A 21,973-nucleotide genomic window follows, 5' to 3' on the forward strand; every position below is an offset into this window, starting at 1 on the left:
ACGAATATAAAAAAGAAATTATTCTTTCCAAATTATTTTGTAGTTTTTTTCGTTAAATTTTATTATTTTATTTTCTAAGTAATGAAATATTTCTGAAAGATTTTGTTTACTAATGTCAGATATACAACTTTGCCAAAGAACTACAAATTTTCTATCTGGAAATTCGATCCAGCCAGATTTTTCTCTATATGATGAATTTGTGAATAGTTTTTCAGTTTTTAAATCAGTTACTTGTTCAGAATTTAAAAATTCAGAATAAGATTTTAAACATAATTTCATAAATGACATATAAGTATAAATGAAAAATGGAGAATTTTGATCTAAAGACAGTAAATAACTTTTATAATTATATAGTAAATACATGTCTGTTTTTAATTTATTACGGTCTTTGTCTTTTACTAAAAAGGCACTTTGTTGATAATAAGTTGCTATTTGTTTTAATTCGTTCACTTTAGAATTTTTTTCCAATAAAACTTTTCCAATACGAATTACGTTTGCTTCAAACTTGTAGTTTATTAAGAATTCTTTTTTAATTCTATTTTCTATTTTATCATAACTTCTTCCTAAGTAGGAAAATTTAAAACCATCAATTTCTATTAATCCTTTAACCGTGTCACAATCTTTGTCAAATATAATTCTAATGTCTACGTCAGAATTTTTATGATTCATGTTAACGGCATAACTTCCTGTTAAAAGTATTCCAATTACATTTGTGTTATTTTGCCAGCTTTCTAAAAACTTTTCAAGAGCTTTTTCCATTTTTATTTACTTAATATAATACTAAAGTAAAGTAAATTTAAAAAAAATAAGGAGCGAAGTTGGAATATTTTCCTACTATTTTGTAAGTTTTAAAATTGAAAATATAAATCTTTTGATCAGTTAAATTATTATCTGTATTAAAAAGGAAATTTACAATGAATTAGTTTGTAGAATGAAAAACCCGACAGTTTTAAAATGTGTCGGGTCTGAATGTTGAATATATTATTCTATAATAGTCTCAATGGTTACCTTCATAGCGCCGGCACCTTTACTTTTTGTAATCTCCATAAATGCTCGTTTTGAAAGGTCAATTTCGCGAGTTTTGACAAAAGGACCACGATCGGTGATTTTTACAATTACAAACTTTCCATTGGCTTCGTTTGTTACTTTAACACGTGTCCCGAAAGGAAGTTTTTTGTGTGCTGCGGTATATTTGCTATTATTAAAACGGCTTCCATCAGCGGTTTTTTTACCATTAAAACGATCTGCATAGTAGGAGGCATGAGCGTTTTTTTTGTAGGTTTTCAATTTTAATCCTTTGTCCGTAAAAATGGAGTCTGTCGGTATTGGAATTAAATTTGGTTTTGTCAGGGAGTCTTGAGCTTTTGGCTCAATTACTGGCTTGGTTTGGCTTATAACGTAGGTAAAACAACTTATAAAAGCTGCCGTAAGCATTGTGAGTATATAGTTTTTCTTATTTCTCATGGGTTATTTTTTTCAGACTTGGGGAGTTTGTACAAATAATGTGCCATTATAAAAAAAGTCCTACAAATTTAGGACTTTTTTATTAGAACCAAAGGTTCCATGGAATTCTGCTTAAAATAAGCAATAAACCTAAACCATAAAAAATAGCAAACGTCTTAAACTTTGCTTCGCTATTGATTAGTTTTTTATGTTTAGACCATCCGATAGTAATCAGAATGATAGCTATAATATTAATAAGAGGGTGTTCAAGTGATGTAAGTCTAAGTTCAGCATTAGACATTTGCCCGAAAGCTGCTTTCCCTAAAGGAGATACAAAGTAAAGAATAAGACCAATCAATAATTGTGTGTGAGTTCCAATTAAGGCAAATAACGAAATTTTGCGGTCTTTGGCAGTAAATTCTTTTTTAGAATTGAGGCCAATTAGCGCATTCACGACAGCAACTAAAAGAAGCAATAATGCTAAGTAAGCCCAGCCCGAGTGAAGTTCTTTTAAAAAATGATCCATAAATTATGTTTTTTGTTTTAAACAAATATAGAAAAAAAGGCCATAAAAAAAACGGCATTAAACTAAAAGTCAATGCCGTTTTATTATTTATTAAGATTCTAAATTTTAGAAATCGTAACGTAGTGAGAAGTTCCAAGTTCTTCCGAATCCGAAGAATACTTGGTTAGCATCAGCTACTCCTTTGTACAATCTGTTATTTGAAGCGTAAGTTCCTAAAGCTGCATTTGTTGAGCTTACATTGTCATCAGCGAAAATGTTTGTTCTTGATTCAGCAATATACGTTCTGTCAAATACGTTGTTGATGTTTAATCTGAAGTTTACAGATTTATCTTTGTTTTGACCAACTAACATTTTGTATGACCAACCAGCATCAACTAAACCGTAAGCAGGTAACTGTAATGAACCTTTGTTCGTTGCAGAAGTAAAGCTCACTGGGTTAATTCCAGCATACAAATTATCATTATAGTTAATGTTAGCATCTAAAAAGAATCTTGTCAAAACTTCGTAAGAAGCTCCTAAAGATGCTGTCATTTGAGCTGCATCACCAACTTTTACTCCATCCATGTAGATCGTAGCTCCAGTATATCCAGGAACTGGTGTGTTGTCAGCTGTATAATAAGCATTTGCAGTAGCATTTCCTTTGTATTCCCAGATTCCGTAAGAGAACATACCAGTAACTTTTAATCTGTCAGTAATGTTTGAACTACCTTCAAATTCAACTCCTGAGTGAACCTCGTTAAGACCTACGTACTCTGTGTACGTTGTGTTAGCAGGAAGACCAGGAATGGCATTAGCTGGTAAAGCATTTCCTTTTAAGTATCTGTCATCCCAGTTTGTGTTGTAAAGGTTTACGTTTGCAGTAAAGTATTTAGAACGGAATCCGTAACCAGCTTCAAATCCTAAGATTTTCTCATTAGTTAAGTTAGGGTTAACTGTAGATCTGTTGTTAGGGTAAACTGAGTTAAAGAAAGGTTGTTTTGAGTAGTATCCAGCATTAACGAATACATTGTGTTTTTCGTTGATGTTGTAATTTACACCCGCTTTAGCATTTCCTCCTAGTACATTTTCGTATGGAGTAGATCTTAATGGATCGTTAGCTGTGTAAACGAAATCATCTTCTCTTTTGTATCCTTGTTGAGAAATAGCTCCTTGTACAAAGGCACTTAAATTATCTTTAGAGTACTCTAATTGAGTAAACAAACCGTACCATTTTACGTTACCTGTACTATTGAAAGAGATTTTCTCATAGTTTTTCTTGTCAAATGGGTTCCATTGAACGCTTGTATCGTAAGTAGTTGTAAGGTGTCTTCCAGCTGGTTTTAAATCAGCGATAAAGTTATCGTAATATTCTCCACCACCTAATAAATCATTTAATACTGTATAGTGGTATCCTTTGTAAGTTCTTCCGTCAAAACCGAAATCTAATGTTAAAGTATTAGACAGTTTTTTGTTTAAGTTGATTACAGCACCATACCAGTCATGAGAGTTGATAGATGAAGTTTGTGAAATACCTGATGTATTAATGTTCGTTTGCGGGTTATAATCGGCTATATTTGAGCCTGTATTGAAATAAGAACTGTTTTGGTAAACTCCACCAATTTTTGTTCTTGTTTGAGGACCAGTAAGACCTCCAATTGTAACAGTTTGTCCAGAGTTGTAATCGTAGATTTTATCATAATCGATTAAACCGTCAGCTCTTCTGAAAGCCAATACGTCATTGTATGCTTTTCCTTTAATACCTCCAGTTGCACTAGCTCCAGCACCACGTCCCCAAGAAGCGTACAATACTGTAGAAAGTTTTGTAGTCTCATTGATTGCATAATCCCAGTTAAGAGATGCAATTGGCTTATGGTAGTAGTTTTTTCTGATGTTGTATTGCTCACCATTCAAGTACCCTGTATCAGCATTGTATCTTGTGTTTGGATCTTCTTTAGTTCCATACTGTTGGTAAGTTGCAATAGTAGATGCAGTAGATCTTTGGTTGTGCCATTGTGGCGCACCAGTTACTGTTAACTGAAGATCGTGTTTGTTATTTTTAGTAGTATATCCTAAAGCAGCGAAGTAATTTGATCCTTCAAATTGTGTGCCTTGAACATATCCGTCTCCCATTGTTTGAGATAACAAAATAGATGCAGAAAATCCGTTGCTTAATTTTCCTGTGCTGTATGAACCTTGAATTTTGAAATTTCTAGCGTTTCCAAATCCAGAAGAGAAAGATCCACCTTCTTTTCTGTCAGAAGTTCTTGTGATAACATTGATTGTACCCCCTACAGAAGGTGTAGCAAGTTTAGAAGCTCCTAAACCTCTTTGAACTTGGATAACAGATGCAACATCTGATAAACCAGCCCAGTTACTCCAGTAAACAGAACCATTTTCCATGTCGTTAACTGGCATACCGTTGATCATAACCGCAATGTTGTTTTGGTTAAAACCACGAATGTTTACTCTAGAATCTCCAAAACCACCACCTGATTTAGTTGCATAAACTGAAGGAGTGTTTTTTAAGATCTCTGGAAATTCTTGAGTTCCAAGTTTTTGCTGAATTTCAGCTGCTTTAATTGTAGACACAGCAACCGGAGTTTTTCTGTCTTTAGCAACGTCAATTACTGTACTTTTTACTACAATCTCACTTAATTCGTTTGAGTTAGATGCTAAAGTAATCTCACCTAAGTTTGTAGTTGAGCCATTTGATACTGTAAATTTTACAGTTTTGTTGTCATAACCGATGAAAGAGACAACAATCTCTCCTGAACCCGTTGTTGAAGTAATGGTAAATTTACCATCAAAATCTGTTGAAGTAGCTGTAGATGATCCTTTGATCGCTACGTTTGCTCCTGGTAATGAACCGCCCGTTGCGTCGGTAATTGTACCAGTAACTTTTCCTTGAGAAAATACGGTTGAAACTATCATAAAAAATAGTCCAGTAAGTAACCAATTTTTCATTTTCTTCATTTGTTATTTAGTTTATTGTTTTTGGCAAAATTATAACAATAAAATCAGATAATGTTATCAAAATGTTAAGAAAAATTAGTTTTACGTTTTCTGTTGCGCATTAAAATGATTTTTTCTTTTTTCATTAAATTAAATAACGCTTTTGTAAATTTTATGCACTGTATTTTGTTAAAATGATAATAATTTCAACAGTGCTGTAGCTGTAAACTTTCAAATAAACCTTTTTTGAAGGCTGTAATAGTACTTTTTGTATGAAAAAACGCCTTAATTTTAAGTAAATTAAGGCGTTTCAGTTGGTTGTAAATTTGTGATTTACTTATTCTTCAAAAAGTGATTTAGCAAAAATGTTGTCGAGCTGTCGTGAGTCTTAACAGTTTTAGAATTTATTTCATCCAGAATTGAATTTGCTAATTGTTTTCCTAATTCAACTCCCCATTGATCAAAACTGAAAATGTTCCAGATAATTCCCTGAACGAAAATTTTGTGTTCATATAATGCAATTAACGAACCTAAACTTTTTGGCGTTAACTTTTCAATCAAAATTGTGTTCGTTGGTTTGTTTCCTGTGAAAACTTTAAATGGCAATAAGTAAGATGCTTTTTCTGCTGAAAGTCCTTGCTTGTCAAATTCTGCCTGAACTTGTGCCGGAGTTTTTCCATTCATTAAAGCTTCTGTCTGAGCGAAAAAGTTTGACATTAATTTATCGTGGTGATCTTCGTTTCCGTAAAGTGGTTTTACAAATCCGATGAAATCAGTTGGGATTCTTTTTGTTCCCTGATGAATTAATTGGAAAAATGCATGTTGCGAGTTTGTTCCTGGCTCTCCCCAGATTATTGTTCCAGTTTGGTAGTTCACAGGTTTTCCGTCACGGCCAACACTTTTTCCGTTACTTTCCATAGTTGCCTGTTGCAAGTACGGAGCCAGTTTTGATAAATATTGTGTGTAAGGAATCAAAGCTTCACTTTCAGCACCATAAAAATTATTGTACCAAACGCTTAATAAAGCTAAAATTACGGGAATGTTTTCGTCAAATTCTGCCGATTTGAAATGGTTATCCATATCATGAGCTCCAACTAATAATTGGTTGTAATTGTCAAAACCAATTGCCAAAGCAATACTTAAACCAACTGCACTCCAAAGAGAAAATCTTCCTCCAACCCAGTCCCACATCGGGAAAACGTTGTCTGGATTAATTCCGAATTCTGTTACTTTCTGGATGTTTGTAGAAACCGCAACGAAATGTTTTGCAATATCTTCCTGAGAAGCTGATTTCAAAAACCATTCTTTAATAGTTTCCGAATTTGAAAGCGTTTCCTGAGTGGTAAAAGTTTTAGAAACAATTAAAAATAAAGTTGTTTCAGGATTTAACTTTTTGATTATTTCGTTTACGTGATCGCCGTCAACATTAGAAACGAAATGTAAATTCAAATGATTTTTGTAGAATTGCAAAGCTTCAACCGCCATAACCGGACCAAGATCTGAACCTCCAATTCCAATATTTACAACGTCTGTAAAAGCTTTTCCTGTAAAACCTTTTCTTTCTCCAGAAATTACTTCGTTTGTAAAATTTTTGATTTTATTTTTTACTTCATAAACTTCCGGAATTACATTTTCTCCGTCAACATTAATTATTGCCGATTCCGGAGCGCGCAAAGCTGTGTGTAAAACAGCGCGGTTTTCAGTTTTGTTGATTAATTCTCCTCCAAAATAATCAGCTATTGCATTTTTTAATCCAATAGAATTTGCCAATTCTAATAAAAGTGAAATTGTTTCCTGACTAATATTGTTCTTAGAATAATCAACTAAAAAGTCATTCCATTGCAAGTTGAATTTTTCAGCACGTGCATTATCTTGCTGAAATAATTCTTGTATCGTAGTTTCGTGAATTGCGTTATAGTGGTTTTGGAGATTTTTCCACGCCTCAGTCCCAGTAGGGTTTGTTGTGTTTAAAGCCATTTTTATTTTATTATGTGGTTTGTTTTTTTTAGAAACACAAAAATACTGAAATAACTTTTAAAAGGGTAACGGTTCACGATTATATAACAATTAGTTACGAAAACGTTTTATGAATGTTATTTGAAAATGGCCAGTTTTTAAAATTTATCAGAGGTCAGGATTTTGACTAAAAGTGCCAAAGGAAAAATTATCGTTCCAAGAATAAAAATAGTTTTCCCGTGTTTTCGATCGTCCTCATTATAAGAATAAATACGTTCGCCGTTTGGTAATGTTTTTTTAGAAGTCCAAAGAAGATATCCAATAATGATTCCAAGGAAACCACCTAAAAGAGAAAATATATAACCAACAGTAATCCAAGATTTTTGAGGTTCTTCTGGTTTTGCTAAAATTTGTAAGCGCTCTTTTTTTAAGGAAGCAAGCACTTCTGAATCAATATTTTTGCCTCGTTCGATTAAAAGTTTTTGAGCCAATTTGTAATCAAAAACATTCCATTCATCCGATTTTAAAAGAACATCGTACAATTCTTCATCTGAAAAATTTAAAAGGTAATAATCTTTGTCAACTTCATTTAGAATGCTTTCAGTGTCTTTTTCCAAAATAGCTTCGGCTTTTGCAAAATCTGCTGGGTCAATTTTTATTTCGTATTGATTTTGTAAAGTACTTCCTGAAAAAGTAATGTCAACGGGAGCAATATTATCGGCTAAAACAGATTTAATATTATTTCTGTCCAATAATATTTCAAGTTCTTTGGCCTGGATGCGTGTTGGGAAATTCTTAAAAGCGATAAAATGTTCAGTCATTATTTGGGGTTGGTTTTTAATGTTTTTTATTTTATTCTTAAAAGTTTAATTTTCACAGAAGCAAAAGATTTCATGTGTAGATTTCTTTCTAGCAATATCATACCTATCGGTTTTTATAATTTCAAAATCGGTGTTATTTATTTCATTATAATCTGGGAACCAATTTGGTTTTAGCTCGTCGTATTTTTTTATTTTTTGTTGAAATGAAAATAGAGGAACTTTTGTACTGTTGAAGAATAAGGAGTCGTAACTCTTATTATTAGAGTAGTTGAATTTTACAAAGTTGCAAGAGCCAAGGTGAGAACCACTTTTTAGATTGTAAGAATCGGATTTAATGATATTTGGAAACCAAACCTTTAATCTCAAATTAGTTTCTTTTTTATAATCATTATATGTGTCGAAACTAATTTCAAACGGTTTGGTTTGGCATGAAATAAAAGCAAAAAAGAGAAAATATTTTAGCAGTTTTTTCATAAGTCAGATTACCAAACCTTCCACCAAGGTTTTTTATTAACTTCAATAGTTTTCTTTTCTATGTCAATTTTAATTCTTTTTGGCGATTCCATTTTAATTTTAGAATCATCAAAAAACAGTTCTCCAATTTCATTCATTCCTATTGGAGATTTAGTTCTTTCCTTCCAATTTTCAGTTTGTAATTCAGGAATTAAAGCAATATTGATTTTGTCACTGAATTTTTTTCTTGCTTTTTCTATAATTTCTTCTTCCAGATTTGAAGAGGAGTTTTTGAAAAGTGAAATTGAATTGTCAGGAATGTTCAAGAGAAAAACCTGAGTTTTATCTCCGATTTTATAAATATCCAAAACTTTAAAATAAGTAATTGTGTCCAAAAGAAAGTGACCAATTTTTGCCGAATCAGGATTGAATTTTGATAAGTCTTTGGGATGAGAGCTTGCAATTAAATATCTGAAATTTCCAGAAAGACCTCCGCCAATAGAAGTCATATCAGTAAAACCTCTTTCCTGAATTATCTGCCCGACTTTGTAATTTGAAATTAAGCTTTCAGAGAGATTGGTGTCTCTATAAAATAATTTTAAACCTGAAAAAGTTTCATTGTAAATCGCCTTAAGCCGAGCGTTTTTCATGTTTTTTCTATTTTAAAAGTCAATTTTGAATTTTATAAATTTCCAATACTATCCAATTCTCTCTTTAAAGGTTCGATTTGTTTTGCAAAACGGGTTTTATCATTTCCAGTCAGAGATTCTCCGGTTGGTAAATTCAAACGAAGCGCATCAACCTGAACGCCATTTTTCCAGAAACGGTAACAAACGTGAGGTCCAGAAGCTAAACCGGTACTTCCTACTAATCCAATAGTTTGTCCTTGAGTAACGCGCTGACCTCGGCGAACCAAGATTTTGGACATATGTAAATATTGAGTAGAGTAGGTTCCGTTATGTTTTACTTTTACAAAGTTCCCGTTTCCTGCGGTATATCCAGTTGCTTCAACAACTCCAGATGCAGTCGTAGAAATTGGAGTTCCTGTTGGAGCGGCATAATCGGTTCCTTTGTGCGCTTTCCAGGTATGTTGCACAGGATGGAATCTGTTCATTGTGAATCTTGAAGTGATTCGGCTGAATTTGATTGGTGTTTTTAGAAAGAAATTTTTAAGCGTTCTTCCTTGATCGTCATAATATTCGATTTTTCCTGAAAGCGTATCTTTTTCAAAAGGGAAAGCATAAACGATTTTACCTTTATATTCAAAAAATGCAGCTTCAAGTTCTTCAACGCCGTCATACGTTTTTCCGTTGATAAATCTTTCGGTGAAAATTAATCCGTAACGATCACCTTTTTTAAGTTTGAAGAAGTCAATCGACCATGAAAATACTTTTGTAATTCTGCTCGCAAGTGCTGTTTCGACACTTTCATTTCCTAAAGTTTCTGAAAGAGAGCTTTTTAAAACACCGCCAATAATTTTTCTTTTTAAGGTTACTGGTTTTATTTTTTTATAAGCTTTTGCAATACTGTCTCTTAAGTCAATAATATAATACGTTAGTGCATCTGGCTGATAAATAAAAACCTGAAGATTGTTGGTTTTGTTTTTTGAACGAAGTAATGTAAAAGGTTTGCCATAACGAATAGTTCTGACATTAAAAGAGTCTTTAACTTGTTCCACTATGTCGAATACTTTTTTGTCGCCAATATTCTGACTTTGAAAAATGGATCCAAAAGAATCTCCTTTTGAAAAGGTATCATTTACAACATTATAGTCTGCGTAATTAAACCCGAATTCTATTTTTTTGGTTTTAGGTTTGGTAATTTTGTTTTCAACTATTTCCTCTTTTTTATTACATGAGAAAACAGAAAACAAGACTATTAAAATTACGACTGCTCTTTTCAAACTTTTTAAATTTTTCTGGGAAACTAAAATATTCTATTCATTTCCCCAATTGGACAATTCTTCTTCGGTCCACAATTTAGGAAAAAAGATGCGTCTTTGGTATTTTGGATGCATATATTTTTGCCAGTCACTTCCTCCGGTCGCTTCTCCGTTGCCTTTTCCGCTTTCCAAAATATATTTTCTCGCAGTATTAAGATGCTGCATTACCCAGGTAATATTTACCGTTTTATCATAATGGCGCATTGCAGTAATTAGTTCCGTATTTTGTTGATCTTCAATAGGAAGTTGTGTGAATTTTTGCCAAATATTTTTTGTTTTAAACGATGACATTTGTCTTAAAAACTGCTCTTTGTATTTTTTCTCAAACTCGTTAAGCAAGTATGATTTTTCTCCAGTTTGATAATCTTTTCCAGCTGCTTGCCAATACAAATGTTCGAAACTGGTTTCTAAATCTGTATTTTCATCAAAATTTGCTTTGTACCTTCTATCAGTTAAATTGATAACATCAGTCGATGCAAATTCGATCATTCGATATTGTGCGCTCTGAAAACCACTTGCAGGAGTAAGTGTATTTCTGAATTTCATGTATTGATCTACATCCATTCCGTTTTCCATAATGCTGAACGAATTGGTAAGCATGTCAAAATAACGCGTGATTCTTGAAAGTCTTTCACTGAAAAAATCAACCTGAATATTTTCTGTTTCAGCAATTTGATCAATTTCCCACAAAATCATTTTAAAGATTAATTCATTGACTTGATGGTACATAATGAAGACCATTTCGTCAGGAAGTGTGGTGCGTTGTATTTGTAAATTTAAAAGGGCGTCTGTTTGAATATAATCCCAATATGTAATTGGTTTTGACCAAAGCAATCCTTCTAACTGAACATCAGTTTTTTGATTTATAGCTTGGAATTTTTGATCAATTTCTTTTAAAATTGATTCTGAATGATCAGTAAGGTTCATTATTTTTTTGCTTTAAATGGATTTTTTAATCCTTTATATTCATCAAGATCTGCTTTGAGTGATCCAACTGCAAGATCTGCTTTAATTCTAATAGGAACTTTGTTGTCGTCGTCTGTAATCCAGAGTGTTAAACTTTCTTCTTCTTTGAAAACCCTTCCTTTTTGTACAGATGGTCTAAAAACCATCGTAGAAACGGTGCCAAATTTAGTTGTAATATCTTGACGACCTATATATTTTAACTTAAATTTTGTGATTTCATCATCAAAAAACATGTCAATTATTATGGCTTCACCTGATTTTAATTTATCAATATTCGGATGATTTCTTAAGTAGTAAAATGAAGAAACAATATCTTGTACATTATCAGTAGTTACAATGGTTTTTTCAGATTTTCGCTTGTAATCTTTTACCAAAACTCTGTTTTCTGCCTGATTAAAAAAGCCTTCCTGATTTTTGGTATAACCGCCTTCATCAATTTTTCTCACATAACGATAGGGACTTCCGGTTTCTCTGTCAAAATAGCTTTCGTATAAATCTTCGACTTTAAAGAAAAATTTAGACATGCCAGTTGTGTAACCTTTTCCCACCGCATGGAAAACTTTTTTGTTATTTATTGTTGCATCTTTGATTTCGAGTGTAGCATATCCTGCGTTTATAATTCCGTAGTGAATTCTGAATTTAAAAAACTCTCCTGTATCGAAAGCGTCTTCTTTTTGTGAATCAAAACTAAAGGCTGTGAGGATGAATATAGTGAGGATTAATTTTTTCATAGTACTGTTTTACAAATATTTATGAGGATAATTGCAAATTCTATTCCAAATGTACCAAAACAAAAAAACTCAGTCAAGTAATGACTGAGTTTTTATGCTATTAACTAACCAAAAAACTATAAATTATGAAATTTATATCAATCCAAAAGGAAACCACCCCTTTTGTTTTGCGAGTGCAAAGATAGATAGAAAGTTCAAAAAAGAAATAGCAAAAGGCAAGTTTAACATAACATTTGCATAAAAATCAACGTTTTACAGAGAATTTTTCTGCATAATGTAAAAAATCAGCGTTTTTATAATGTTCCTCTCAATTCTTGTTCTCTTTCAATCGACTCAAAAAGGGCTTTAAAGTTCCCTGCACCGAATCCTTTTGCTCCCATTCTTTGAATAATTTCGAAGAAAAGGGTAGGTCGGTCCTGAACAGGTTTCGTAAAAATTTGTAAAAGATAACCATCTTCATCGGCATCAACCATAATTGCTAATTTTTCAATTTCGTTAATGTCTTCTTTCATCATATCCATATGAACGCCCAATCTTTCAGGAATTGCTTGGTAGTATGTATGTGGGGGAGCTGATAAAAATTCAACACCACGTGCTCTTAATTGTGATACGGTTTTAATAATATCATCTGTTGCGATGGCAATATGCTGAATTCCAGGTCCGCCGTAGAAATCTAAATATTCTTCAATTTGAGATTTTTTCTTTCCTTCGGCTGGTTCGTTGATTGGGAATTTTATTCTTCCGTTTCCGTTTGACATTACTTTACTCATCAAAGCAGAATATTCTGTGGTAATTTGTTTGTCATCAAAAGATAAGAAATTCACAAATCCCATAACGTCTTCGTAGAATTTTACCCAAGTATTCATTTCATTCCAACCTACATTTCCAACCATGTGGTCAATATATTTTAATCCGGTTGGTTCTGGATTGTAATCTGATTTCCATTCTTTATAACCTGGCAAGAAAACTCCATTGTAGTTTTTTCTTTCTACGAAAATATGAACGGTTTCTCCGTAAGTGTAAATTCCAGAACGGATAACTTGACCAAACTCATCTTCTTCAATAGTTGGCTCCATAAAAGAACGCGCGCCACGTTTCATTGTTTCTTCGTAAGATTTTGTAGCATCTTCAACCCAAAGTGCCGCAACTTTTACTCCATCGCCATGTTTTTTCAAATGTTCGTTGATTGGAGAATCAGCTGTTAAAGGCGTAGTCAAAACAATTCTGATTTTGTCTTGTTTCAAAACATACGATGCTCTGTCTTTAACTCCGGTTTCTAATCCGGCATAAGCCAATGACTGATATCCGAAAGCTGTTTTATAATAATGTGCAGATTGTTTAGCATTTCCAACGTAGAATTCTACATAATCTGTTCCTAATAATGGAAGGAAATCTTGTGCTCCTTCAAATATTTTTTCTAATCCGTATTCTACTGATTTAACTTCTTTGCTCATGATATTTTTAATTAGAAAATGAGTTAATTAGAAAATTAGATAATGAGCATTCTGATAAAAATTATCACATTGGCTCATTGACAAATGATCTAATTATTTCCTTTTTGATGTTGATATTATTTTATTTAAAATTTTTAAAATTTCTGATAATTCATTTAATAAATATTTGCAATCTGGATAGTCTTTGTGTGCATCACATAAAAACAACCAATATTCTGATTCATCTGCTTCTTTAATTGCAATTTTTAATTTATGAATAAAATCGGCTTTACTTTCTGCGTTTTGTGATTCTTTTGAATTTGCTCCAATTGATGTTCCGCTTTTTAATAACTGATTTGCAATTACGAATTTCTTTTGATCTTGAAGTTCGGTTGTGTAGTCAATTATATTTAATGCAAAATTGAATGTTTTTATTAAAAGAGCATTGTCTTTATATTTCTCGTTGAAAGTCATTTTTTAATTAGATAATTAGGAAATTTGATAATGAGATAATTTTTTGTAGGTTTAAAATTACAAATAAATTATTTAATTTTCTCATTTTCTAATTGCCACATTCTCTAATTGACTAATTATCAAATTGGCACATTGACTAATTATTCACACCAAGATTTGTAGTACTGACCATCATCTAATCCCATAGCTTCTTCCGTTACCATTAATGGTCTGAAAGTATCAACCATAACGGCTAATTCTTGAGTTTCTTTGTGACCAATACTGCGTTCCATTGCACCTGGCGCCGGACCGTGCGGAATTCCTTTTGGATGTAAAGTGATATGACCTTGCTCAATATTATTACGGCTCATAAAATCGCCATCTACATAATATAGAACTTCGTCAGAATCTATATTGCTGTGATTATATGGCGCCGGAATTGCTTTCGGATGGTAATCGTAAAGTCTTGGGCAGAATGAACAAACGACAAAAGTTGCCGTTTCAAAAGTTTGATGTACCGGAGGCGGTTGGTGAACACGTCCCGTTATAGGTTCGAAATTGTGAATTGAAAACCCGTATGGAAAGTTGTAACCGTCCCAGCCCACAACGTCAAAAGGATGAGTAGCATAAACCACTTCGTGTAGCATGCCTTCTTTTTTGATTTTAATTAAAAAATCACCTTTTTCGTCGTGTGTTTCCAATTCATTTGGCAAAATAAAATCACGCTCGCAAAATGGAGAATGTTCTAAATGCTGACCTGATTGGTTTTTATATCGTTTTGGTGTATAAAATGGAGAATATGATTCTACATAAAATAGACGATTGTCTTCTGTTTCAAAATCAATTTGATAAATGATGCCACGCGGAATAATTAAATAATCACCATATTCGAAAGGAATATTTCCTAACATGGTTCTTAATTTTCCTTTTCCTCTATGGATGAAAAGCATTTCATCGGCATCGGCATTTTTGTAGAAATAATTTCGAAGCGATTCTTTCGGCGCAGCTAAACCAATGATACAATCTTTGTTGACTAACATTGCTTTTCGGCTATCCAAAAAGTCATTTTCAGGTTTTAATTCAAAACCTTTAAAAAGTAATGATTTTATATTTTTTCCGATTGCAATTTTTGGTTCAACCGAATAAGAGTTTAAAATTTCTTTTACCTGCGTTGGTCTGTGAACATGATAGGATAAAGACGAATGTCCGTGAAAACCTTCAGTTCCAAATAATTGTTCGTAGTAAAAACCCCCGTTTGGTTTTTCGAATTGGGTGTGTCTCTTTTGAGGAAAATCTCCAAGTTTATGATATAATGGCATGGCTTTTTCAATTAGATAATTTGTGAATTAGATAATTAGAAAATGTGAATTGCAGAGTTAATAATTAGTTCAATTTTTTAATTGACCAATTATTTCAATTCGATAGAGCCATTATTCAGGATTTCTCTTGATAAGGAATTGAAGATACTCTAATAAACCTGTCCAATTTGTTTTCATTATAACAAATGTCGTAATTTTTGACGAGTAAAATTAAAAATTATATTATTTATAACACTAATTATTTTGATTTTTTTGATATAATTTTTTGATAACAAAAAAATACCTCAAATTTATTGAACAATTCATGATTCAATTCTTAAAATAAAAAGCCAATGCTGAACCATGTATAGCTTTTTGACATTTCTGGCGACCAAGATTGTTTAATTTCGATTGGGCCAATAATGGTTTCTAAACCATAACCAAAAGCGTAACCAGAATATTTTGGCATAGAAATCCAGTCAACTGTTGTGAAAATATCGTCACCCAGATTGGCAAAATTGGCTGAAAAATTCAGGTGGTTTTTTTTGATGATTTCGTAATCAAGCGTAATATCTGTTTTTATATAACTATTGCCAGAGATACTCAGGAAATCATAACCATAGAAATAATTAAAATTGTTGATTTTATTATAACCATATCCTCCTAAAATATAATCGAAATAAGGAACACTATCGCTTCCTATATTAAATCCGGCATCGGCACCAATTTTGACAGTTGCTCTTCTAAATAATGTTTTAGCAAATGCGATTTCGGCTTTTGCCATAGAAAACGGCTTAAAAGTATTGGTGTAATCAGAAGAAGCCAAATAGGTTTGTATGTCGCTGGAGAAATATAAGCCAGAACGAGGAAAAGTTTTTTTGTCAAAAGAGTCGTATTTTAAGTATCCAAAAACACTCATGTAATTACTTTTGTCAATAATGTTTCCTTCATTTGCCAGTGTTGGCGAATTGATTTTTAAATATTTATATTCTAAACCACCACCCATTAAAAATTTCTGAACAAAAATAGTTTGAAAATAAGCCTGATTGGTAAGATCAAAAAAATCAACATTAATAAGGTTTACATTTGGATTTGATTGTTCCAGTCGACTTATACTTGTTGTAACATTTCGGTTAAATTGATTTAATCTTGAACGAAATCCAAAGCTGATATTAAATCCGTTTTCGATATAATAATTAAAATCATACCTGAAATTATCTCCTAAAATAATATCTAAGGAAGTAACGTCATTTTTTAGAAATGTTTTTTTATGGGTTAGATTTAATAAGATGGCACTTTTGTAAAGTCCGTCATAATGCAAACCAAGCTTTAGATATGTTTGGGTTGGATTTTCTTTTAAAACAAGATCCAAATTGTCACCGTTTTTATCTCCAGGTTGCAGGCAATATGAAATTGTGCTAAAGTTTTGAGTGGCATCCAAATTGTTCATTCCGGTTTTTAAATCATCATATGTGATGGTACTTCCGGGTTTGAAACGCAGTTTTCCGTTAATATATTCTTTGGTAAAATTATCTAGTTTATCGACATTAATTTTTTCTATTTCTAAAGTATCACTGCTGACTTTAAGTTTTGGCTTTTTATAAAAAGTTTCTTCCGTTACTAATGTTTTGATTTTTTCGTAAACAGCAAAAGTAGCTTCTTCACCTTTTCTGATGATCTCTTCGCCACGGTCAAATGAAATTACGCCAAAATCGCGAATATCCGGTTTTATATAAATATCGGTTTCTTTTCTTTTGGTTTTCATTTTCTCAATCGACTGCAGATTGGTAATCTGAACTAAAATTCGGGTTGCATTTTTCAGTCCTTTTCTTGTCTGTAAATCATCTTGTACATCAACGCCAATAATGATGTCGGCACCGAGATTACGTACTTCCTGAATCGGATAATTGTTTGCTACACCACCATCGACCAAAAGTTTTCCGTCAATTTCAACCGGTGTAAATAACGAAGGAAAAGCAGCACTAGCCATCATAGCCTGCACCAGATTGCCTTTGTTAAGTAACACTTCTTCACCAGTTTCAATATTTGTTCCGATGCACAAAAATGGAGTTGGCAATTTATTGAAGTCGCGAACATGACGTACATTTCTGGTCAGACTGCTTAATAGATTGTAATTGTACATTCCTTTTGAAAGCGCTTCTGGAATGCCAATTTTGAAATTACTGAAAGGCAAAGTAATGGCATATAATTCGTCATTTTTTTTGCCGTAAAAATTTTTAGAAGAACGCGGAATGTAATCGTTGATCAATTCGTCAAAATTTGTTTTTTTGAAAATCGAATCAATTTGTGATGCATTATAGCCAGTGGCATAAAGTCCGCCAATTACAGATCCCATGCTGGTTCCTCCAATATAATCGATTTTGATGCCGGCTTCTTCCAAAACTTTTAGAACACCAATATGTGCAAATCCTTTTGCGCCGCCACCGCTTAAAACTAAACCAATTTTTGGTCTCTTAACACTGTCTTGTTTTATGTCCTGCGAAAATGATTTCTCCGGAAGAAGAAACAATATAAAAAGTACGACTGCAACTTTCCAGATTGAATTGGAAAAAAAACCTTTCGACAGAGTATGTGAAATGAACACTTTTTTTAAGTACATAAAAAGCAGCTAGTTGGTTTTGTAAAAGTCGACAATTTTTTTGGCTTTTGAAACTCCAATTACATCTGAAATTTCTTTTTCGGATGCTAATTTTAATCTTTTAACACTTTTAAAATGCTGAATCAAAGTCAGCATTGTTTTTTCGCCAATTCCCGGAATACTTTCAACCGAAGAATTTAGCGCTGCTTTGCTTCGTTTGTCGCGGTGAAATGTGATTCCAAATCGGTGCGCTTCATTACGCAATTGCTGAATCACTTTCAGTGTTTCCGATTTTTTGTCCAGATATAATGGAATCGAATCGCCAGGATAAAAAAGTTCTTCAAGACGTTTTGCAATTCCAATTATTGCAATTTTTCCTCGTAAACCTAATTCATCAATACTTTTTAATGCAGCAGATAATTGCCCTTTTCCACCATCAATAATAATTAATTGAGGCAAAGGTTCATTTTCTTCCAGCAATCTTTTATAGCGTCGGCCCACAATTTCTGTCATCGAGGCAAAATCGTCAGGACCTTCAACCGTTTTCACATTAAAATGACGGTAATCTTTTTTGCTTGGTTTCCCGTCTTTAAAAACAACGCAGGCCGCAACTGGATTTGTTCCCTGAATGTTCGAGTTATCAAAACATTCAATATGTCGTGGTTCAACAGGTAGTCGCAAATCTTTTTGCATTTGCGCCATAATTCGGTTGGTATGTCGATCTGGATCTACAATTTGCAATTGTTTTAATTGTTCGATTCGGTAAAATTTGGCATTTCGAATCGACAAATCCAAAATCTGTTTTTTATCACCAAGTTGCGGAACAGTTGTTTTGATGTTTTCGCCCAAATCAATTTCAAACGGAACAATAATTTCTTTTGATAATAATTGAAAACGTTCACGAAGTTCGACGATTGCTAATTCTAGTAATTCTTCATCGGTTTCGTCCAATTTCTTTTTCATTTCCAAAGTATGCGAACGAATAATAGAACCATGCGAAATTTGTAGAAAGTTTACAAAAGCAGCACTTTCGTCAGAAACAATGGAGAAAACGTCAATATTTGTAATCTTCGGATTGATGATAGTAGATTTGGATTGATAGTTCTCCAAAACTTCAATTTTTTCTTTGATTTTTTGCGCTTCTTCAAATTGCAGGTTTTGGGCATAATTGTTCATCAATTTCTTGAAATCCTTTAAACTTTCTTTGAAGTTCCCTTTCAAAATTTCACGAATTGCATCGACTTGTCTTTGGTATTCTTCCAAAGGTTCCAAACCTTCGCACGGACCTTTGCAATTGCCAATATGATATTCCAGACAAACTTTGAATTTTCCAGAATCAATATTGGATTTGCTTAAATCATAATTGCAGGTTCGCAACGGATATAATTCTTTGATTAATTCCAAAATCGTATGAACCGTTTTGAAATTAGTGTATGGTCCAAAATATTCAGAGCCGTCTTTAACCATTCTTCGGGTAGAAAAAATTCTCGAAAAAGGTTCTTTTTTTATACAAATCCAAGGATAACTTTTGTCATCACGAAGTAGTACATTATATCGTGGCTGAAGTGTTTTGATTAAATTGTTTTCCAATAAAAGCGCGTCGGTTTCTGTTGGAACGACGATGTGTTTTATCGTCACAATTTTTTTGACCAAAACATTCGTTTTAGCCGTATCATGAATTTTATTGAAATAGGAGGAAACCCTTTTTTTTAAGTTTTTGGCTTTTCCAACATATAAAATTTTTCCGTCTTTATCATAATATTGATATACACCAGGATTGTCTGGCAAGGTTAGAATTTGAAGATCTAAGGACGGTTTTTGCATTCTTTTTTGTTTCTGAAGAGAGATGACAAGCAGTTTCAAAAATCATTCCGATTTATCAAAAAAAGCTTACTATCGATTTAGTTTCAAATTTACAAAATCAAAAGAATAATTTCTATATTTAGCTTTTATAATTCTACATGAAAAATAGCAAGCCCTTAGTTATCTTCGATGAAGCAATTTTGCCTGGAGAAAGCAGAACAATCAATGTTGAAATCGCAAGATTGCATACGACTACAAAACTTAATATTCCGGTAATTGTTCGCCGTTCAAAAATTGAAGGCCCTGTTGTTTTATTTTCGGCAGGAATTCATGGCGATGAAATAAACGGCGTTGAAATTGTGCGACAAATTATCAGCAAAAAAATCAATAAACCAGCTTGCGGAACCATAATTTGTATTCCAATTATCAATATGTATGGTTTTGTAAACAAATCGCGCGAGTTTCCTGATGGACGTGATTTAAACCGGGTTTTTCCAGGAAGCAAAAAAGGTTCTCTTGCCAGCCGATTCGCATTTCACATCGTCGAAGAAATTTTGCCAATTTTAGATTATGCAGTAGATTTTCATGCGGGAGGTGCAAGCCGATTTAACGCTCCGCAAATCAGAATTACAGAGAATAATCCCGAATTGAAAGTGTTGGCTGATGTTTTTAATGCGCCATTTACTTTGTACTCTAAAAATATTGGCGGTTCTTTTAGAAATACATCTGAAAAAGCAAATGTAAAAATGCTGCTTTTTGAAGGCGGAAAATCGTTGGACATCAATAACGATATTGCCAATGAAGGCGTTATGGGAACAAAACGATTGTTGAATTATCTTGGAATGCTTGATCCAAAACAACTTGTCGAAGCGGCTCCGATGCCTTCAATTTATATTAAAAATTCCGTTTGGCTTCGAGCAAAATGTTCTGGTTTGCTCCATGATTTTAATTTAATTGGGAGATTTGTGACAAAAGGAACTATTCTGGCGATTATTACAGATCCTTTTGGGAAATTTGAACAAAAGGTAAAAGCACCTCATGACGGATTTATAATTAATGCCAATCATTCGCCAATTGTTTACGAAGGTGATGCTATTTACCATATTTCTAAAAACCCTGAAAATGCCGACGAATAAAAAAGAACTTCGATTATATTACAAAAATTTGCGCACAGCACTTTCTGAAGAGGAAATCGAAGAAAAAAGTCTGGCTGTTGCTAATAATTTAATTCCGCTACCGATTTGGGATAAAACATACTTTCATGTTTTTCTTCCAATTGTCGAACATAAAGAAGTCGATACAGAGTTTGTTTTGCATTTGCTTTCTGGAAAAGATAAAGAAATTGTGATTTCAAAAAGTGATTTTGAAACGCGTGCAATGACACATTTTTTATTGACGGATAATACTAAAATAAAAAAAAACGAATACAATATTCCTGAACCAGTAAACGGTCTTCAAGTTCAGAGTTCAAATATTGATGTTGTTTTTGTTCCGCTTTTAGCTTTTGATATTCGTGGAAACCGAATTGGTTATGGAAAAGGGTTTTACGATAAATTCTTAGCAGAATGCCGACCAGAAACAATAAAAATTGGACTTTCATTTTTTGAAGCCGTAAATCAGATCGATGATGTTTTTGAATCTGATGTAAAATTGGATTATTGCGTAACGCCTTTAAAAATATACACTTTTTAAATTTTCATACTTGAATTGGTATAAGATATCTGATATTAAAACTTGTTTTGTTATAAAATTTATTATACTACAACTGTATTTAATGGAATAATTTAAGAACAAAATAAAAATCCCAAACTCCAGTTTAAGAATTGGAATTTGGGATTTTTTTATTGTATTATTTTTAGAAATTTATTTTACTTCTTTAATAGTCGAAGCATCAATCCAACCTTCGGTTCCATCGGTTAATTCGATTTTTTTCCATTGGCCTAAAACTTCGGTTACATAAACTTTTGCACCTTCGTGTAATAAGAAAATGGCAGAACCACCTTTTTGAGGTTCGCTTCGAACTTCGCTCATTTCAGCAAATACAATTGCCGGACGATCATTATCAAAATGACTTTTTTCAGACATTCCTGCCGAAACACTCAATCCTAAAGCAACCAAAAGAACAAACATTCCAATGAAATAAATTCTTTTTGTAAGTGTCAGTTGTGAAAAGTAATAACCGATAAAACTCAACAAGAAAAGAAATGCAAATCCAACTGAAATTTTTGCCCAAATATTATAATCGAAAATACCGGTAAAATTCTGAATCAGTTTTGCAAAACCCACTTTTGGAACTTCTTTAATTTCATCGATTGTTAGTTTTTTGGCAAATTTTAAATTGTTCAGTGTTTCCGGATCATGAGGTTTTAAAACTAAAGCTTTCTCATAATTGTAAATTGCCGGAGCAACTTTATTTAGCTTATAATAACTATTAGCCAAATTGAAATACAACTCAGCCGATTCTTGTTTGTTTTCTTTAATGACACCTTCATAAGCTTGAATAGCTTCCTGATAATTGCCTCTTTGATACATGGCATTTCCTTTTTCAAAGCTTTGAGCAAAGAAAACCTGTGTGATGAATAAAAAGAGATAGACTATATTTTTCATTTTATTTTCTT

General features: G+C 32.7%; 18 protein-coding genes. 2 read left to right on the forward strand and 16 right to left on the reverse strand.

Translation table 11 applies throughout. The features are described from left to right. Positions 1-18: 18 nt before the first annotated feature. The 15 genes from GQ47_RS21625 to uvrC all read right to left on the reverse strand — a co-directional run bounded on the left by GQ47_RS21625 (position 19) and on the right by uvrC (position 19,376). Positions 19-759 carry a nucleotidyltransferase domain-containing protein gene (locus GQ47_RS21625; RefSeq protein ID WP_035653011.1) on the reverse strand — a complete coding sequence of 247 codons (741 nt, stop codon included), beginning with the start codon at positions 757-759 and terminating at the stop codon, positions 19-21. Between the two features lie 222 nt (positions 760-981). After that, a complete protein-coding gene (locus GQ47_RS21630; RefSeq protein WP_035653014.1) occupies positions 982-1,464 on the reverse strand; it encodes a septal ring lytic transglycosylase RlpA family protein in 483 nt (160 codons plus the stop codon). Between the two features lie 82 nt (positions 1,465-1,546). After that, positions 1,547-1,969: a hypothetical protein gene (locus GQ47_RS21635; protein ID WP_035653017.1), complete on the reverse strand. Its 423-nt coding sequence runs from the start codon at positions 1,967-1,969 to the stop codon at positions 1,547-1,549. Between the two features lie 105 nt (positions 1,970-2,074). Further along, positions 2,075-4,921: a TonB-dependent receptor gene (locus GQ47_RS21640; protein WP_035653020.1), complete on the reverse strand. Its 2,847-nt coding sequence runs from the start codon at positions 4,919-4,921 to the stop codon at positions 2,075-2,077. Positions 4,922-5,233: 312 nt separating this feature from the next. Beyond that, a complete protein-coding gene (gene pgi / locus GQ47_RS21645) occupies positions 5,234-6,877 on the reverse strand; it encodes a glucose-6-phosphate isomerase (RefSeq protein ID WP_035653022.1) in 1,644 nt (547 codons plus the stop codon). A 137-nt stretch (positions 6,878-7,014) separates the two neighbouring features. Further along, on the reverse strand, positions 7,015-7,677 hold the full coding sequence (locus GQ47_RS21650) for a hypothetical protein (RefSeq protein WP_035653024.1): 663 nt from the start codon (positions 7,675-7,677) through the stop codon (positions 7,015-7,017). A 482-nt stretch (positions 7,678-8,159) separates the two neighbouring features. Further along, positions 8,160-8,780 (reverse strand): hypothetical protein, encoded by a 621-nt coding sequence (locus GQ47_RS21660; RefSeq protein WP_035653029.1) that lies wholly within the window; start codon positions 8,778-8,780, stop codon positions 8,160-8,162. 32 nt (positions 8,781-8,812) lie between these two features. Beyond that, the gene (locus GQ47_RS21665; RefSeq protein ID WP_035653031.1) at positions 8,813-10,033 is read right to left on the reverse strand and encodes a M23 family metallopeptidase; all 1,221 of its coding nucleotides are present in this window, start codon (positions 10,031-10,033) and stop codon (positions 8,813-8,815) included. Positions 10,034-10,066: 33 nt separating this feature from the next. Beyond that, positions 10,067-10,999, reverse strand: coding sequence for a tryptophan 2,3-dioxygenase family protein (locus GQ47_RS21670; RefSeq protein WP_035653034.1), 933 nt, complete (start codon positions 10,997-10,999; stop codon positions 10,067-10,069). Further along, positions 10,999-11,769 carry a DUF3108 domain-containing protein gene (locus tag GQ47_RS21675; RefSeq protein WP_035653036.1) on the reverse strand — a complete coding sequence of 257 codons (771 nt, stop codon included), beginning with the start codon at positions 11,767-11,769 and terminating at the stop codon, positions 10,999-11,001. The genes GQ47_RS21670 and GQ47_RS21675 overlap by 1 nt, the downstream gene beginning before the upstream one ends. 293 nt (positions 11,770-12,062) lie before the next feature. Then, positions 12,063-13,223: a 4-hydroxyphenylpyruvate dioxygenase gene (gene hppD, locus GQ47_RS21680; protein ID WP_035653039.1), complete on the reverse strand. Its 1,161-nt coding sequence runs from the start codon at positions 13,221-13,223 to the stop codon at positions 12,063-12,065. Positions 13,224-13,316: 93 nt separating this feature from the next. Next, entirely contained in the window at positions 13,317-13,676 is a 360-nt protein-coding gene (locus GQ47_RS21685) for a four helix bundle protein (RefSeq protein ID WP_035653041.1), read from the reverse strand. Positions 13,677-13,816: 140 nt separating this feature from the next. Then, entirely contained in the window at positions 13,817-14,974 is a 1,158-nt protein-coding gene (locus GQ47_RS21690) for a homogentisate 1,2-dioxygenase (RefSeq protein ID WP_035653043.1), read from the reverse strand. Between the two features lie 316 nt (positions 14,975-15,290). Further along, positions 15,291-17,573, reverse strand: a complete 2,283-nt coding sequence (locus tag GQ47_RS21695) for a patatin-like phospholipase family protein (RefSeq protein WP_081909405.1) — start codon at positions 17,571-17,573, stop codon at positions 15,291-15,293. A gap of 9 nt (positions 17,574-17,582) precedes the next feature. Then, positions 17,583-19,376 (reverse strand): excinuclease ABC subunit UvrC, encoded by a 1,794-nt coding sequence (gene uvrC / locus GQ47_RS21700; RefSeq protein WP_035653045.1) that lies wholly within the window; start codon positions 19,374-19,376, stop codon positions 17,583-17,585. A gap of 137 nt (positions 19,377-19,513) precedes the next feature. On the opposite strand from uvrC, the gene GQ47_RS21705 reads away from it, so the two are divergent. Continuing rightward, entirely contained in the window at positions 19,514-20,491 is a 978-nt protein-coding gene (locus tag GQ47_RS21705; RefSeq protein WP_035653047.1) for a succinylglutamate desuccinylase/aspartoacylase family protein, read from the forward strand. Continuing rightward, positions 20,478-21,047, forward strand: coding sequence for a 5-formyltetrahydrofolate cyclo-ligase (locus tag GQ47_RS21710; RefSeq protein ID WP_035653050.1), 570 nt, complete (start codon positions 20,478-20,480; stop codon positions 21,045-21,047). The genes GQ47_RS21705 and GQ47_RS21710 overlap by 14 nt, the downstream gene beginning before the upstream one ends. 171 nt (positions 21,048-21,218) lie before the next feature. Here the strand turns inward: GQ47_RS21710 and GQ47_RS21715 are convergent, their stop codons facing one another. Beyond that, positions 21,219-21,962: a tetratricopeptide repeat protein gene (locus GQ47_RS21715; protein WP_035653052.1), complete on the reverse strand. Its 744-nt coding sequence runs from the start codon at positions 21,960-21,962 to the stop codon at positions 21,219-21,221. Positions 21,963-21,973: the final 11 nt, after the last annotated feature.

Origin of the sequence: Flavobacterium sp. ASV13, assembly GCF_000745775.1 — a bacterium.
In the GTDB taxonomy this organism is placed as follows: Bacteria; Bacteroidota; Bacteroidia; order Flavobacteriales; family Flavobacteriaceae; genus Flavobacterium.